The organism is Thiohalocapsa sp. ML1, from assembly GCF_001469165.1.
Taxonomy (GTDB): Bacteria; Pseudomonadota; Gammaproteobacteria; order Chromatiales; family Chromatiaceae; genus Thiohalocapsa.
The window spans coordinates 61,757-75,993 of sequence record NZ_JABX01000003.1; the positions used below are offsets into that span (position 1 = coordinate 61,757).

A 14,237-nucleotide genomic window follows, 5' to 3' on the forward strand; every position below is an offset into this window, starting at 1 on the left:
TCAGAAGCGGGTGTCGAGGTTGCGGACCTTGTCGCGGAAGTCCCGCGTCACGGTCTCGATGTCGCTGTCGCTGGCGATGACGCGGGGCGTCAGCACGACGACGAGCTCGGTGCGATTGGAACGGCGCGCCGTCTGTCCGAACAAAGGCCCAAGCAGCGGCGCCCGATAGAGCCCAGGCACACCGGATTTGTTGTCTTCGTTGGAGTCCTGGATCAGCCCGCCAAGCACGACAGCCTGGCTGGAGCGCACGGCAACGTTGCTCGTGATGTTGCGCGTGCGAAAGGTCGGGGAGTTCAGGGCACCGCTCTCCCGCGCGACGGTGCTGACCTCCTGCTCGATCTCCATCTGCACCAGCCCGCCCGGCGTCACGCGCGGCTTCACGTTGAGCTTGACGCCCGTCTTGCGGTACTCGATCTGGTTGATGATCCGATCCGTGGTGGCAGTGCCTTGCTGCTGGGTCGTCGCGATGGGCACGTCCTCGCCCACCTGGATCTCGGCGGTTTGGTTGTCGCGCACCATCACCGACGGCGATGACAGGACATTCACGAGGCCATCCTGCGCCAGCGCCGACAAGGTGGCGCGGATGGTGCTGGGCCGCAGCACCACGGACCAGTTGAACGACGACGGGTTACCCGCCGACTCGAAGGTCTGCGCCGGGCCATCGGCCGTGTCGCGCAACGAGATGTCGCTGCGGTAGCCGTTGGGGTTGCCGGGGATGCTTCCATCGTAGTCGCCGCCGGCGGCGAGACCGAAGAACTGCCATTGCACGCCATAGCGCAGGCTGCCGGTGAGCGTGATCTCGACAATGGTCGCCTCCACCAACACCTGCAACGGCACGATGTCGAGCTGCTTTAGCGCATCCAGGATCTTCTTGTAGTCCCTGGGGCTGGAGCGCACGAGGAGCGAGTTGTTCACTGGGTCGGCGACGATGCTGACCTGCGAGGAGAGCTCCAGCGTGCTCGCCGTCGCGCGTCGCGGCGCCGCGCTGCCGCCGCCGTCGTCGCCGCCGATGCTCGCCTCGCGCAGCCCCGGCGCGACGCCGCCGACGCTGCGGGTCGCACCGCCGTCGTCGTCACCGGCGAAGAGCTTGCTCAGTACGTCCGCGAGGTTCTCGGCGTCGCCGTGGCGCACGCGGTAGACAAACAGCCGCTGCGCGGCGCTGCCGCTCGCCTCGGCGCGATCGAGCCGGTCGATCCAGTCCTCCATCTGCGCGAGGTAGCTCTGCTGCGGTGAGACCACGAGCACGGCATTGGCGGTCTCCACCGCAATGAACCGGAACAGCCCGGTGAAGGGGTTCGCACCCTCGCCGTCGGCGAGCAGGGTCTGCAGTTGGTTCACGACATCCGTTGCCTTCGCGTACTCCAGCACGAAGAACCCGACGGACAGCCCCGACATCCAGTCCACGTCGAACACCTGGATGGTGTCGAGCAGGTTGGTCATCTCCGGGCTGGTGCCGGCGATGACGATGAGGTTGCGCAGCGTGTCGGTGCGCAGGAGGCTGCCTTCCGGCGCCAGCGGGTCCAGGATGCGGGCCATTTCCTCGGCACCGATGTACTGCAGCGGCACCACCTGCATGCTGTAGCCCTCCGGCAGCGCTCGCGCGGACTGGCCGAGCTGCGGCACCACGCGCCCCTGCACGGCATTGCCGAGCGGCACCACCTCGTAAGTCCCGGCGTTGTCCACCAGCGCCGCGTTGTTCATGCGCAGCAGCATCTCGAGCGTCGGGATCAGGAGATCCCGGCGCAGCGGACGGCCGGTCTGCAAGGTCACGGCACCGGAGACGCCCGGGTCCAGCACATAGTTGACGCCGAGCAGGTCGCCCAGGACGACCTTGACCACCTCGCGGATGTCGGTGCCGTCGAAGTTCAGCGTCACGTCGCCGGGCGTCGTGTCGACGCCGGCGGGGCGCACGGCGCGCACGAAGGTGCCGGTACCGCGCCGCACGGAATCGCGCCGCTCCGGCAGGTCGTCGCCGATGGCGATGCCGTCGCCGGAGGGCGCCGCCGCGCCCGTGGTGATGGGGCCGCGGTCGCGGTCCGTGATATGGCCGGCCGAGCTGCCGACGCGCTTGGTCGGATCGAACACGAGCCCGCCGCAGCCGGCTATCGGGATGGTCAGCGCGATGGTCAGGGCCAGCGCAGCAAGCCCGCTGCCCGGGCGCGCTGCGGCCGGGCGCGGGCCTGCTGACGCTTGACCGGCCACGGCCGCAAGAGGATTGATCGGGGGTTGTCGCATGCGCTCCGCGCGTCGAACGCGCGTCTCCGGCTTAGGGTTGCTCGCTTCGCGCCGGCGGCATCACCCGCCGCATGGGCGGCTGCGGGGCTGGCATGGCGTCGCGCCGCTGACGCTGCGGTGGCTCCGTGCCCGGTGCGTCGGGCTCGACACCCGGCGGCATGCCGCGATCGGCGCGGCGCTGACCGGCGCGACTCGGATCATTCGGTCCGGCACCCCGCTGCACGGTGCGTGGGGGCAGCCGGGTCGGCGGGATCGGGGGCGGCGCGTTGGCGTAATCGCGCAAGTGTAGCTCATGGGTCTCACCCTGTCGTTCCAGCACCAGCTTGGCCGGCTCAATGGTCTTGACCGTCCAGCCGACAAAGTCATCGCCCAAGCGCAGGCGCGCGAGCTCGGGCGCCTGCGGGTCGCGCACCCAGGCGGACACGATCGTGGGCGTGATGACGACGGCGGTGAGGTCGAAGCGATCGAGCTCCGTCATCTCTTCCGGCTCCGGCACGGCCTCGTCCTCGGGCGCGTCCGGCGGTGGCCGGCGCTCCGGCAGAAAGAGCGGGCGCTCGACGACGGACGCATAGTCCTCCTGGGGCGGGGCCTCCAGCAGCAGCCCATCGGCGGACGCGGGCGCGGCGCCGCTGCTCGCGACCGACGATGGCGCGGTCGGCGGCGCCGGCACCGCCGCGTCCGGCGACCAGCCGCGCCATTGCAGCGCAAGTACGCCGACCAACAAGAGCGCGAGTCCCCCGAGCACCGCCTTCATTCGCCGCCGCCCAGGATGAAGCCGAAGATGTCGAGCCGCACCGTGAGCTCGCCGACCTCGCGTCCGATGGTGCGTCGCACGACGCCCCGGCGCACCGGCGCCGCCCGTGGCGTCGTGGAGCGGATGGACAGTTGGTCCACGAACAGGAACGGCCGCGCGCTCTCGATGCGGTAGAGCACATCGAGCAGTTGGTCCGTGCTGCCCTGGAGCTGGGTGCGGATGCGCACCCGCGGCGGCTGCTCCTGTTGGTCCGCCGGCAGGATCTGGGTGCTGATGGGCCGCGCGCCAGCGGTGCGGACCACCTCCTGCACCTCGCTCTGCAGGCGGGCGCCGGCCAGCGCCGGCGTCTCGGCATCGAAGTAGAAGGCCTTGAAGTCGTCGTTGGCCTGCTCGCTGGCGAGCTCCGCGCGCAGCCCGGGCAGCGTCGCCACCAGCCGCTGGTAGCGGTGCAGTTGGTCGAGCGAGCGCTCGCGCTGCACGTCGAGCTCATGGAGTCGCAGCCACCAGGGCAGCACGACGGCAGCGAGCAGGAGCAGCGGGATCAACAGCGCGACGACCCAAGCGCCGATGCAGCCCCAGGGCAAGGACCCTCGGCGGCGCGGCGCCGGCGGCGCGCCCTCGGCGTCTTGCTCGGGCGCCGGAATCGCGGGTGTCACCGGCTCGGGCTCCGGCGCCGTCGGCAGCGCCGTCTCGCGCTCCTCGGCAGCGGTGCTGATGGTCGCCGTCATTCCTGCACCGCCCGGCTGTATTCAAAGGAGATGTGGAAGCGCTCCTGGCCCGTGGTCGCCACCTGCATCACCGGCGAGCGGAAGCGCACGGCGCTGATGCCGGGGCCGCGCTCCAGCATGCCGATGAGCGCGGTGGCCTGGTTGGACTCGCCGCGGATGTCCACCTCGGCGTCGCGCACGTTCAGCGTCTGCACCCAGGTGCCGTCCGGCAGCAGGTCGGTCAGCTCGCGCAGTAGGTCGGTCATGCGCGGCTGCTCGCGCTTGCGATTGAGCACCTCCACGCTGCCTAAGCGCGCGCGCTCCAGCGCCTCGCGCACCTCCTCCACCTCCAGCGCGATGCGGCGGACCTGTCTCAGCTCGGTCTCCAGCGACGCCGCGGCGCGCTCCGCCTGCCACAGCGGCGAGATCAGCACGGCAGCGACCAGCACGAGCACCAGCCCCGCCAGCAGCCGGGTCATGAGCGAGCCGAAGCGCGGCGGCTTCGCCCGCTGCTCCCGCGGCAGCAGATTGGCGCCGGGCCAGGCGCCGGCCCAGGCGAGCCGCGACGCCGGCGCGCGTCCCTCGCGCAGCCGCTCGAGCCAGTCCGCTGCCGCCGCGCGCCGGCACACGGCGAGCTCGATGTCGAGCTTGGTGCCGCGGGCCAGACTACCGACGACGCGGGCGTCGTAGTAGACCTCCGGTGCCGAGAACGGCGTCAGGCGGTCGATCTCGTAGCCGAGCACCGGCAGCAGGTTGTCCTTGACCTGGGTCGGCAGCGTCGTGTGCCGCAACAGCACCTGCGCGGCGGGCAGCTCCAGCCAGGTCTCGCGCCAAGGATGCTTGGGCGGGCGTGTCAGCGCCGACAGCAGCGTGCCGCCGGTGCGCAGATCGAGCCCGCCGACGGGCTCGCGCTCGTCGCCGATTTCCAGCAGCAGCAGCGCATCGTCCCCGGCGGGCTGCACGACGAGGCGTGGCGAGCGCGCGGCGAGCCAGCGGCGCAGCGCCCGCGGCAGGCACGCGAGCAAGCCTGCGCGCCAGCGCTGCAACAGCGCGCCGCCGGGCACCGCGCCCGGTGCCGACAGGCGAAGCGTGGCGAGTGACCCGGTTTTGCTCAAGCTGGCCATGGTGTTTGGGTCAAGCGGTGATGCGCAGCCGGTGCCTGCTGATCCATGCGCCCCGGCTGGTCGAGTCGGCGGCGCGCGTCGAAGGTCCGAATCGCGCTGCGCACGGCAGCGGCGCCGCAAGGATAGCGCGACGGCTCACCCGGCGTCCGCCGCGTCCAGCGCCGTCGCCGGTGTTGGCCCCGCGTCTGCGTCCAGCAGCCCGTAACGCCGCCAGAGCACCTCGACGGGCATCGCGCTGCCGGGCTCCAGCAGCACGAGGGCCTCCATGTGGCGCGCGCCGCCGCCGCCGGAGTCCGCCTGCGTCACCCGCACCCGGTACAGCGGCCCGCCGCGGTTGCCGATGAAGGCGGGCCGCCCGTCCGGCAGCACGGGTTGATCGCGCTCGGCGACGAGCTGCTCGGCGTCTTCGAGCGGCAGCCCTTGCAGCGCGGCAAGCACGGGCGCGGACGCGAAGCGCTGCTCCACGCGGCCGGTCTCGTTGTGCACGGTGAGATCGGGCGCGAGGCGCCGATACAGCGCGCGGGTCATGCCGAGCACCTGCCGCAGCTCCTCGACGCTGTGGAAGGGGCCGTCGGCGGCGCCGTAGGGCAGGCCGGCGTCCGCGTAGTCGCCGTCCTCGGCGCCGTTGAGCTGGGTCAAATCGTCCTCATCGCGCCAGTCCAGGATGGCATCGGCCAAAGCATCGCGCTCGGCCTCGTCGAAGCCGTCTTCGCCCTGCGCCAGCTCGATGAGCGTGGCGAGCTGGTCCCGGGTCGCCAGGTTGAGATCGATGCGCGAGGCCTCGTTGGTGAGCGTCACGGTGAGCTCGGTGCCGTCGAAGACCAGCGTGCGTGGCATGCCGTTCGGACTCCAGACCTCGTCAGGTAGAACGGTTTCGAGCGGCGTCGTCATCAGGTTCAGCGCGACCAGCACCAGCGCGGCATCCGCGTGCGCGCGAAAGCGGGCGGCGTCGATCTGGTTGCGCGTCAGCGCGCTCTCGGTGCGCTGCGTGGTTGTCAGGCCCAGCGCCATGACCGTCAGCAGCGCGATGACCCAGAGCACCAGCACCAGCACGATGCCGCGCTGCCGCGCGCGTCGCCGCCACCGCCACCGCCACCGCTCAGCGCGCATCCTGCTGCTCCGGCCGCATCTGCGGCGGCGCGGCGGACGGCAGGCGGCCGCGCGGGGCGGTGCCGGGGTCGGGCATGGCGGCGTCGGCCGGCAAGTCGCTGAACACGGCGATATCGGTCGGCTCGCCGCCGGCGAGCTCGATGACGGCGGCGGGCCAGGACCGGTGCGGGGTGCTGACGGCGAGCCGGATCCGCAGCGGCAGGCGCGGGTCGTCGGCCCACTCCTCGAACCACGCGGGCTCGGTCTCCCCTTCGCCGACGCCGAAGTAGGCGAGCGCAAACTCGGCGACGTCCGGCAGCAGCACGGTGCGGCCATAGGCGCCGGCGGCGAGGTCGCGGTCGAGCGGGCCGGTGTCGGCGCCGATGCCGGATGCCTCCAGCAGCGGCTCCCACTCCGGATACTCGTCGCCGCCGGCCAGCACCTCCGGGTGCAGCAGCCAGCGCACCAGCACCAGCCGCTGCCCGTCGCCGGCGGGCTCCAGCACCAGGCGCAGCACGTACAGGCCCGGTATGCCGACGTGCTCGGACAGCGGCGCGACGAATTCCAGCCGCTCCGCGTCGCCGGCGAACACCGGCCACGGCTGGCCGTCGAAGACGATGCTGACGGGCCGCGCCTGGCGCAGCGTGCGCTCCAGGAAGTTGCGCGTGACGCGCAGATCGTTGACGCGGTCGGAGACGGTCTCGACGCTCTCCCAGGCGCGCGAGCCGAGCCTGAGCCCGGAGAACATGAGCAGCGTGATGACGGCGATGAGCACGAGCGCGATCAGCAGCTCCACCAGCGTGAAGCCGGCGACCGGCCGCGAATCCCGGCGCCCGGCCATCGCCTCAGAGCCCGGGGACGAAGGGCTCGCCGAGCCGCAGCGAGCGCAGCGTCACCTGCCGCGCGCCGGCGTGGGTCGGCAGCGAGGCCACGGCGGTGACGAGGTATGGCGGCAAACGCTGCGCCGGGTCCTCGCCGAGCCAGCCCTCGGGGACATAGGCCTCGATGCTAATGATCCAGTCCATGCCGTCCTCCGGCTCGCCTGAGTGCACGCCTTCCTCCAGCGGGATGTCCGCGCCGACGGACGCGAGCTTGGCCTCCGCCAGCGCGACGATGCGGCTGTAATCGCCGCTGATGGCGGTGGTGGTGAGCGCGCGCTGGAAGATCTGGAGCAGCACGCCGAGGCTGATGGCGAGAATCGCGAAGGCGACCAGCACCTCCAGCAGCGAGAAACCTTTCGAGTGCGCACTGCGCTGTGCCCAGTGCGGACGGCGCCGCCGCCTGGCACCGGTTGCGTTACATTCGCCGATCGTCATTCGCGCGCCCAGTCGGCGATGAGGATGCGGCCGGTGAGCCAGTTCACGCCCACCTGCAGGCCGCCGTCGCCGAGCTTGAGGATCACCCGCCCGCCCGACGAGCTGCCGTCCGGGTAGAAGCGGATGGCGCCGACGGCCTCGGACTGCATCTCTTCTTCTGCCGCGACAAGCTCAATGTCGAGCCCCGCCGGCAGGCTGCCCGAGCGGTGGTCGCCCTCGATGCCGTAGCGATGCTGTTCCACGTCAAGCACCCAGGCGGCGTCGCGCCCCTCGGCAACGGCGATCTCGCGGGCGAGGCGCAGGCTGCCGGCGGTGCGGCGCGCCGCAGCCTTGAGCTCGACGCCGGGCATCGCGGCGTTGATCAGCGGCGGCGTCACGGCGAGCAGGAGGCCGCCGATGGCGAGCACCACCAGCAGCTCCACCAGCGTGAAGCCGGCGCCGTGGGCCCGCCGCGCCATCGGCGCCGGCGTCAGGCCTTGCCCCAACTGGTCACGTCGCCGTCCTCGCCGTCGCCGCCCTCCTGGCCGTCGGCGCCGAGGGACCAGATGTCGAAGGGGCCGTGCTGGCCCGGCGCGCGGTACTGGTAGTCGTTGCCCCAGGGGTCCTTCGGCACCTGGCCCTTGCGCAGGTAAGGGCCATTCCAGTTGGGCGCGTTGCCGGGGTCGGACACCAGCGCCTCCAGGTTCTCGGGATAGTTGCCGATCTCGAGCCGATACAGGTCCAGCGTCGCGGCGAGGTCTTCGATCTGCAGCGCCGCGGTCTTGGTCTTGGAGCTGCCCAAGAACTTCATCACCTGCGGGCCGACGAGGCCGGCCAGCAGGCCCAGGATCGCGAGCACAACCAGCAGCTCCACCAGCGTGAAGCCGCGGCTGCGCCGGCGCGGGGTTTGGCGGGTCAACACAGGGTTCTCCTTAGAGATTCGATGAGGCGAAAGCGTGCGCAGTGGACCCGCCATGATACACCCGGGTTCCCGGGCAACCGGCCGGGGATCGGCTCAGAACACCAGCTCGTTGGCGCCGAGGATGGCCATCAGGATGGACACGATGATGCCGGCGATGACGATGCCCAGACCAATGATCAGCACCGGTTCCAACAGCGTCAGCAGCCGCTGCACGCTCGCGCGGGTCTCGCGGTCGAAGATGTCCGCCACCTTGGCCAGCATCGCGTCCAGCGTGCCGGACTCCTCGCCGACGCGGATCATCTGCAGCGCCAGCTCCGGCAGCACCGCGCGGGTGGTCAGCGGCTCGGCGAGGCCGCGGCCGTGCTTCAAGCCATCGGCGACCTCGTTCAGCCCCTCGCCGACCTTGCGGTTGCCGACGACCTCCTTGGCGAGATTCAGGCCGGTCAGCAGCGGCAGGCCATTCTTCAGCAGCGTGGAAAGGGTGTGGCAGAAGCGGGCGGTCTCCATCTTCCAGATCAGATCGCCAAACAGCGGCAGCGCCATGACGCCGTAGTCGAAGCGCCGGCGGTTGTCCGGGTCCATGAGCCAGCGCTCCAGCACCACGGCAAACACGGCGACGAGCACCAGCAGCGCCCACCAGTAACCCCGCACCAGGTCGCCGGCGCCGACGACGATGCGGGTCGGCAACGGCAGCGCCGCGCCCATGTCGTCGAACAGCACCGTGAACTGCGGCACGACGAACACCAACAGCATGATCACCGACAGCCCGGCGACGACCAGCAGGATGCTCGGATACACCAGCGCCGAGGTCACGGTGCCGCGCAGCTCCGCGCTACGCTCCAGATAGTCCGCGAGGCGCGCGAGCACCTCATCCAGCGCGCCGCTCGCCTCGCCGGCGCGCACCATGTTGACGTAGAGCTTCGAGAACTGGCCGTCTTGCGCCTCCAGCGCCGCGGACAGCGTGGCGCCGCCGCGCACGCGGTCTTGCAGGTCCGCGAGCACGCGCACCACGTGCTCGTCGGTGCTGAGCCCGGACAGCACCGTCAGCGAGCGGTCCAGCGGCAGCCCCGCCTGCAACAGCGTCGCGAGCTGGCGCGTGACCATCTCCACGTCCTTGGCCGTCAGGCTCCGCCGCCGCCGCCGCGCCAGCGTCGCCGTGAGCCCGCCCGCCGAGCGCGTCTTGAGCGGGATCAGCCCATCGGCCTGGAGCCGGCGCACCAGCGCCGCCTCATCCGGCGCCTCTTGCTCGCCCTCGACCTCCTCGCCGTCGAGCTTGACTGCTTTGTAGAAGTAGCGGGGCATGGTCGCTGCTAGCGTTGCCGATACAAGTCTCTGCAATAGTGGAACGGATGCCGCTCCCGAAACCGCCCCAGGTTGTCCAGCACCGTCAGGATCGTGCAGGTCTCCGTGCCGCCGTTCTCCGGCCCCCTCAGCCCGCGCCCAACCATCTGCATGTAGCTGACCGGGCTCTTCACCTGGCGAGCGATCAGCACTAGGTCGGTCCGTGGCGCATCGAAGCCGGTGGCAAGTACGTTGTAGTTGCAGAGCACCCGAAGTTGACCGGCCTTGAAGCGATCCAGGAACCACCTCCGGGCGATGGCCGGGGTCTTGCTGCTGACTGCGGCAGCGGGAATGTCCAGTCGGCAAAGTCGCGCAGCCATCTGCCCCGCATGCTGCACGGAATTGGTGAAGAACAGAATCTGCTCGGCTTCGCTCGCTTGCAGCGTTTCGATGAGCCGTGCGTTGCGGGAGTCGTTGCCGGCGAGTTCCTTATTGACCCGCTCCAGTACCCCTTTGAAGCGCTGCTCGTCCTGGCTGCCCCATAGGCGGTCTAGCTCATCGATCAGTTCCGTGGAGACCGTTGCGTTGGTCTCCAAGGGGCGATAGTCGGCGTGGGCCAAATAGCCGCCTGCCAACAGACGCTCCGTCAGCCCCTCTTGATCCTCGGGATACTGGCGCTGATCGAAACGCTTGGCGAGACGCCGGCTCTCATCGTCGTCCATCCGGAATGGCGTCGCGCTGAGACCAATCAGCGGCGGCTCCTCCTTCGGCTTCGCACCGGGGCGCGGCGCCTCGGCATCGAGCCAACGCAGCAGCGATGTGTAACTTGTAGTGATTGCGTGATGGCATTCGTCGACCACCACCAGACCTGGTTTCGCAAGCCACGCGAGCGGGCTAGCATCGAAACGACTATTCAGGGTTTGGATTGAGGCCACCACCACCGTCGGTTCATCATCCGTCGCTGCCGATGGGTTGCGGTGCCCGTCCCAGAAACGGATTACTCGCAAGCTCTGCCCTTCGGCACCTAGGTTCTGCCACACTTGCCGAAATGATTGGACTGCCTGCTCGCAAAGTTCCTTGGTCTGCGCAATCCAGAGGACGACACGTCGCGCGCCGGCTGGCTTCAGAATCAACTCCACCGCCGCCTGGACCGCCACCCGGGTCTTGCCGCCGCCCGTCGGCAAGCTGACGACCGCGCGCCGACGCCCGTCGCCGCTCTCGAGCATACCCTTCAGCGAACGAAAAACATCCGTTTGGTATGGATGCAAGCCACGCAACGTCAGCGGCCCAGACACCAGCAGTTCGGCATCCAGCCGGCCTGAGCGAGACTGCGCGAAGGACTCTGGGAATCCGAGCGCAAGAACGAATGCGCGGGCATCGTCCGTGCCCCAGGTTCGCGGCGGTCGAAGATCGGCCGCCTGCATGGCAGCCTGAATACTGGCGTCCTGCAACACCGCCGGACCCAGTAGGTCCAGCGCGAGTGCCGCTACGTCTCTCGGCACGGCGTCATCGGGCAGCGCGCGACAGGCGCCGTCACCAAGCGCGGACCGCAGCGTGTCCACATCACCAGCCACGGCCAAAAAGAGCCGGTCCGGTAGGTCCGCACCTTGCGCCACAGCGCGGCGTCGCTCGTCCAAGGTGGCATCGGCGATTCTACCCAGAGCATCCGACGGACTACGAGTCAGCCAACTCGCCGCGGCCGCCTCGGTCAGGATCAGCCTCAGCCGCTCCCGCTGCGGCAGGTCTTCAAGCGCGACCCGATCCAAATACAAGACGCCTTCCCAGTGCAGGCAGGATACCGGCTCGCGGACCGCGTCGATACTCAGGTGCAGTCCGCGCACCATCTGGGTAGGGCTCTCGTTCTTGGCCTCATCGGATAGCACGGCTTTCAATTCGGGCAATGCGTCCGACAGGCTGTTGAAGCCGGCGACCTCCATTTCCCAACCGCGGGTAAAGCGCCCATCAAGATCCAGTGCGCCGCGTTCCTGCCACAGTGCGCGCATATCCTCATCCAGCACCACGACAGCCCAGCCGCGCGCGCGAGCGCGCCGGGCTAGGTCCGCAGAGCCGGTGACGTATACATCGTCGAGCGCGACTTTGCCAGACACGCCGGGCAGGTGCTCAGGCACCCATTGGTCGGCTGCGGCACCACGCCAAAGGTCGGCAAGAGCGTTTCCGGCGATGGCCTCGGGGGTGGCCAGATGATCGGTCAGGGCTTGCCAGAAGGCGTCGAGTGCCTCGGGGTTCGCTGGCTGCGGACGGGGCGAGCCGGCGAGCGACCGGATGGTCGGCAACAGCGACACCAAAGCAGGCAGCCGTTCCAGAGAAGGCACGTCGCAGCGGGCCATGATGGTGGACAGCGAAACTGTCGCGTCGCCGATGGCGAGTACGCCAAACCGAGTAAGCAGCCAGCGCAACGGGTGCTCAACTTCAACGGGAGGGTATGCATCCCGATCCCTGCGATGTTTGAGGACAAGGGTTGGCTCGATGCGCTCGGCGGCGGAAACTAGAGCTCGAGTTAAGCGAGCATTTGATATCCCGGAGATGTGGCGAAGAAGACTACAGCAATATGGCAACCCCATGCTGTCAGGTATGTAGCTGTCCGTCTGGAGTCGCGAGTTGAGACGCTTAACCAGTGAGGCTGCGGTCTTCTTCCACTCGCGAAAGTCTTCCTCAATAGGGGAATGCTGCGGCGCGCGCTCGCTTGCCTCTCGAACGATCAAGTAGTTCCCCTCCGGTACTGCTACCGCGCCTAGCAGTCGCAGCAGCTCATCGTCGTTGCGATGAAAGTCCGCTGCAACGAGCATCCGTCGATTTTGTTCATCAGGGTCCGTCGCCGATATGATCTCACCGGGGAGCAAGACCGAATAGGGATACTGCCAACTGCCATCCTGACGAAGAACACGCACCCGGCCCTTGTACTCTTCCGCAAAAACTCTCCGATCCTCCGGCCGGGCACTGCGCAAGCTTTGCCAGAGTGCACTCCAGTCTCTTTTCGTAAGCCGAACTCGACGGTCGTCCTTGATGAGGTCTCCGACGATCTGTTTGAGCATTGGCAGCCAGTTGTCGTCCAGCAGACTCCGAACTTCAAAGGTCGTTAACAGAATTCGCCGAATCTCTGCATCGTTCGCCAGATCGTCAGCGACGACGTGCCGGCCCGGTAGGGACTGATCGGGGCGAGCCAGCCATATGTCATCGGGGCAGCGAAGTTGACCATCACGATCAGGAATGATTTTTAGCGTCGGGCGGATGTCATCTCGACCATAGGGATACGAGCTCCGGTCGGTGGTCCATTCGTTCTTCTTGAGGCTATCCGCATAGTCCGCGGCGAGCCGAATGACTGCCATCGCCTGATCCGCGTCGGCACTCGCGATCTGCGCAAACCAGTCTGCCGGCTTGGCTTGCACAAGGCTTGGCCTACCAGCGACATGCGAATCTGCCAACCGCTTCGCAAGTTCCCGCAACCGCGCCGACCGGTCGCCACCCAGACATTCCGGATGCACCCACTCGTCTCGCCGTCCCTCGTCTGCTAATGCGCACCAGCGCTCCACCAAGGCCTTGTCGTCGCTCGCATGGCGGTGCAAGTCCGAAGCGAGCCGTAGGGTGCCGTTTGCGTTCGGCACGATCGCACTGACGGTTGCATCTGCCCAACATGCTTCAGTGAGCGTCCCCGCTAGCTCGTCGCGCTCATGTTGCCGGGGCAGATAATCCAGCGCTCGAGCCGGATCCTCCGAATCGGCCAAGGTCGGCAGCACCCCGACGATCATCGCGGCGGCCTCGCGCATCAACATCCGGTTCCAGCTTCCGTCGGTAATAGACTCACGCCCGCTGGTAAGCTTCCAAGGGGCATTCAGGATGCCTGGCACATGAGTGGGCGTGTTGGTTGGGAAGAAAGCCCAGAATCGCCCGACCTCGGCGCGTGCCGGGTCGAGGGGGATCGCCCAGTAAAGAGGGACTTTATCCCGACCATGGATGTCTCCCGCGTCCTCGCGTGCAGCGGAATTCGTGATTGGCACCAAGCGTTCGGTCAACCGCCAACGAGTAGACTCCCCTCCGTCATGGAGAATAACCACGCGGTCTGCGGGCGAACGGCGTATTTGACGGGCTGGAGCATCCGGTCCTTCGAGCGAAAGTTCGACCGCGCTGGAAATGAATAGTACAAAGCGCGCAGGAAAGGTGCGTATCTGCTCCGCGATCCGCTCGATCATCACCGGGTTGCGGACTTCGGCCCGAACCACGGTCGTTGCCCAGTCCAAGGCTGCGAGCTGTGGGTCTTCGACAGCCGCCGCGTCGCGATCGATTGGCCAGGCAAGCCGGAACGATGGTGCAGCCGCAGTTGCCGGTAGATTGCATAGCTCACGCACTTCGCGCTGACAACGCGCAGGGTCGAACTGCATGGATGCGCCGCGGCTGAATATCTCGACGACCCCACCGAGACGCAGAAGAGACTTGAAGCCGATGCCGAATCGGCCGATTTGGTTGCCGCGCTTCGGCGACGAGTAAAACGACAATAGCGCTTCGATTCCGTCCTTGCTCAGGGGCGCCCCGGTGTTGGCGACATAGAGGCGGGCGCCGTCGAACAGCACCTGAATCTTGGCGGAGGAAGCGGAGCCGGCGGACTCAACCTCTTCAAGCACAGCATCCGCGCCATTTTGGACCAACTCGAGGACTTGACGATGATCATAACCGTCGTTCAGTACCTTCCTTTCGCTATCGCTATCTGCCTGGACGTCTCGCGGCAAGTTCCGATAGTTTTCCAGTCGTTTGCGGCGCCAATTCTCGATGAATTCCTGAGCATCGAAGTGTTCACCCATCGCATTAGCCCTCACG

The 14,237-nt window shown here is 68.2% G+C and carries 11 protein-coding genes; all 11 read right to left on the minus strand.

All coding sequences use genetic code 11. The features are described 5' to 3' along the window. On the minus strand, positions 1 to 2,235 hold the full coding sequence (gene gspD, locus ML01_RS02640) for a type II secretion system secretin GspD (protein WP_082673889.1): 2,235 nt from the start codon (positions 2,233 to 2,235) through the stop codon (positions 1 to 3). A gap of 31 nt (positions 2,236 to 2,266) precedes the next feature. Beyond that, a complete protein-coding gene (locus ML01_RS02645) occupies positions 2,267 to 2,989 on the minus strand; it encodes a hypothetical protein (RefSeq protein WP_058553853.1) in 723 nt (240 codons plus the stop codon). Next, positions 2,986 to 3,717 (minus strand): type II secretion system protein GspM, encoded by a 732-nt coding sequence (gene gspM / locus ML01_RS02650; RefSeq protein ID WP_082673890.1) that lies wholly within the window; start codon positions 3,715 to 3,717, stop codon positions 2,986 to 2,988. Before gspM ends, ML01_RS02645 begins: the two co-directional genes overlap by 4 nt. After that, positions 3,714 to 4,820 (minus strand): PilN domain-containing protein, encoded by a 1,107-nt coding sequence (locus ML01_RS02655; RefSeq protein WP_058553854.1) that lies wholly within the window; start codon positions 4,818 to 4,820, stop codon positions 3,714 to 3,716. Before ML01_RS02655 ends, gspM begins: the two co-directional genes overlap by 4 nt. A 135-nt stretch (positions 4,821 to 4,955) precedes the next feature. After that, a complete protein-coding gene (locus ML01_RS02660) occupies positions 4,956 to 5,930 on the minus strand; it encodes a general secretion pathway protein GspK (protein ID WP_058553855.1) in 975 nt (324 codons plus the stop codon). Next, positions 5,920 to 6,750 (minus strand): prepilin-type N-terminal cleavage/methylation domain-containing protein, encoded by an 831-nt coding sequence (locus tag ML01_RS02665; protein WP_082673891.1) that lies wholly within the window; start codon positions 6,748 to 6,750, stop codon positions 5,920 to 5,922. The genes ML01_RS02660 and ML01_RS02665 overlap by 11 nt, the downstream gene beginning before the upstream one ends. A 4-nt stretch (positions 6,751 to 6,754) precedes the next feature. After that, positions 6,755 to 7,225: a prepilin-type N-terminal cleavage/methylation domain-containing protein gene (locus ML01_RS02670; protein WP_082673892.1), complete on the minus strand. Its 471-nt coding sequence runs from the start codon at positions 7,223 to 7,225 to the stop codon at positions 6,755 to 6,757. After that, positions 7,222 to 7,683, minus strand: a complete 462-nt coding sequence (locus ML01_RS02675; protein WP_058553969.1) for a GspH/FimT family pseudopilin — start codon at positions 7,681 to 7,683, stop codon at positions 7,222 to 7,224. Before ML01_RS02675 ends, ML01_RS02670 begins: the two co-directional genes overlap by 4 nt. 11 nt (positions 7,684 to 7,694) lie before the next feature. Beyond that, entirely contained in the window at positions 7,695 to 8,123 is a 429-nt protein-coding gene (gspG, locus tag ML01_RS02680; RefSeq protein ID WP_254045116.1) for a type II secretion system major pseudopilin GspG, read from the minus strand. Between the two features lie 96 nt (positions 8,124 to 8,219). Next, positions 8,220 to 9,428, minus strand: a complete 1,209-nt coding sequence (locus ML01_RS02685) for a type II secretion system F family protein (RefSeq protein ID WP_058553857.1) — start codon at positions 9,426 to 9,428, stop codon at positions 8,220 to 8,222. 8 nt (positions 9,429 to 9,436) lie between these two features. After that, positions 9,437 to 14,221 carry a DEAD/DEAH box helicase gene (locus ML01_RS02690; protein WP_082673894.1) on the minus strand — a complete coding sequence of 1,595 codons (4,785 nt, stop codon included), beginning with the start codon at positions 14,219 to 14,221 and terminating at the stop codon, positions 9,437 to 9,439. Between the last annotated feature and the right edge of the window lie 16 nt (positions 14,222 to 14,237).

Coding starts and splice junctions, on each gene's coding strand:
- ML01_RS02655 (WP_058553854.1), bottom strand. CDS start 4,820: ATGGCCAGCTTGAGCAAAACCGGGTCACTCGCCACGCTTCGCCTGTCG.
- ML01_RS02675 (WP_058553969.1), bottom strand. CDS start 7,683: ATGGCGCGGCGGGCCCACGGCGCCGGCTTCACGCTGGTGGAGCTGCTG.
- ML01_RS02690 (WP_082673894.1), bottom strand. CDS start 14,221: ATGGGTGAACACTTCGATGCTCAGGAATTCATCGAGAATTGGCGCCGC.
- ML01_RS02670 (WP_082673892.1), bottom strand. CDS start 7,225: ATGACGATCGGCGAATGTAACGCAACCGGTGCCAGGCGGCGGCGCCGT.
- gspD (WP_082673889.1), bottom strand. CDS start 2,235: ATGCGACAACCCCCGATCAATCCTCTTGCGGCCGTGGCCGGTCAAGCG.
- ML01_RS02645 (WP_058553853.1), bottom strand. CDS start 2,989: ATGAAGGCGGTGCTCGGGGGACTCGCGCTCTTGTTGGTCGGCGTACTT.
- gspM (WP_082673890.1), bottom strand. CDS start 3,717: ATGACGGCGACCATCAGCACCGCTGCCGAGGAGCGCGAGACGGCGCTG.
- ML01_RS02660 (WP_058553855.1), bottom strand. CDS start 5,930: ATGCGCGCTGAGCGGTGGCGGTGGCGGTGGCGGCGACGCGCGCGGCAG.
- ML01_RS02665 (WP_082673891.1), bottom strand. CDS start 6,750: ATGGCCGGGCGCCGGGATTCGCGGCCGGTCGCCGGCTTCACGCTGGTG.
- ML01_RS02685 (WP_058553857.1), bottom strand. CDS start 9,428: ATGCCCCGCTACTTCTACAAAGCAGTCAAGCTCGACGGCGAGGAGGTC.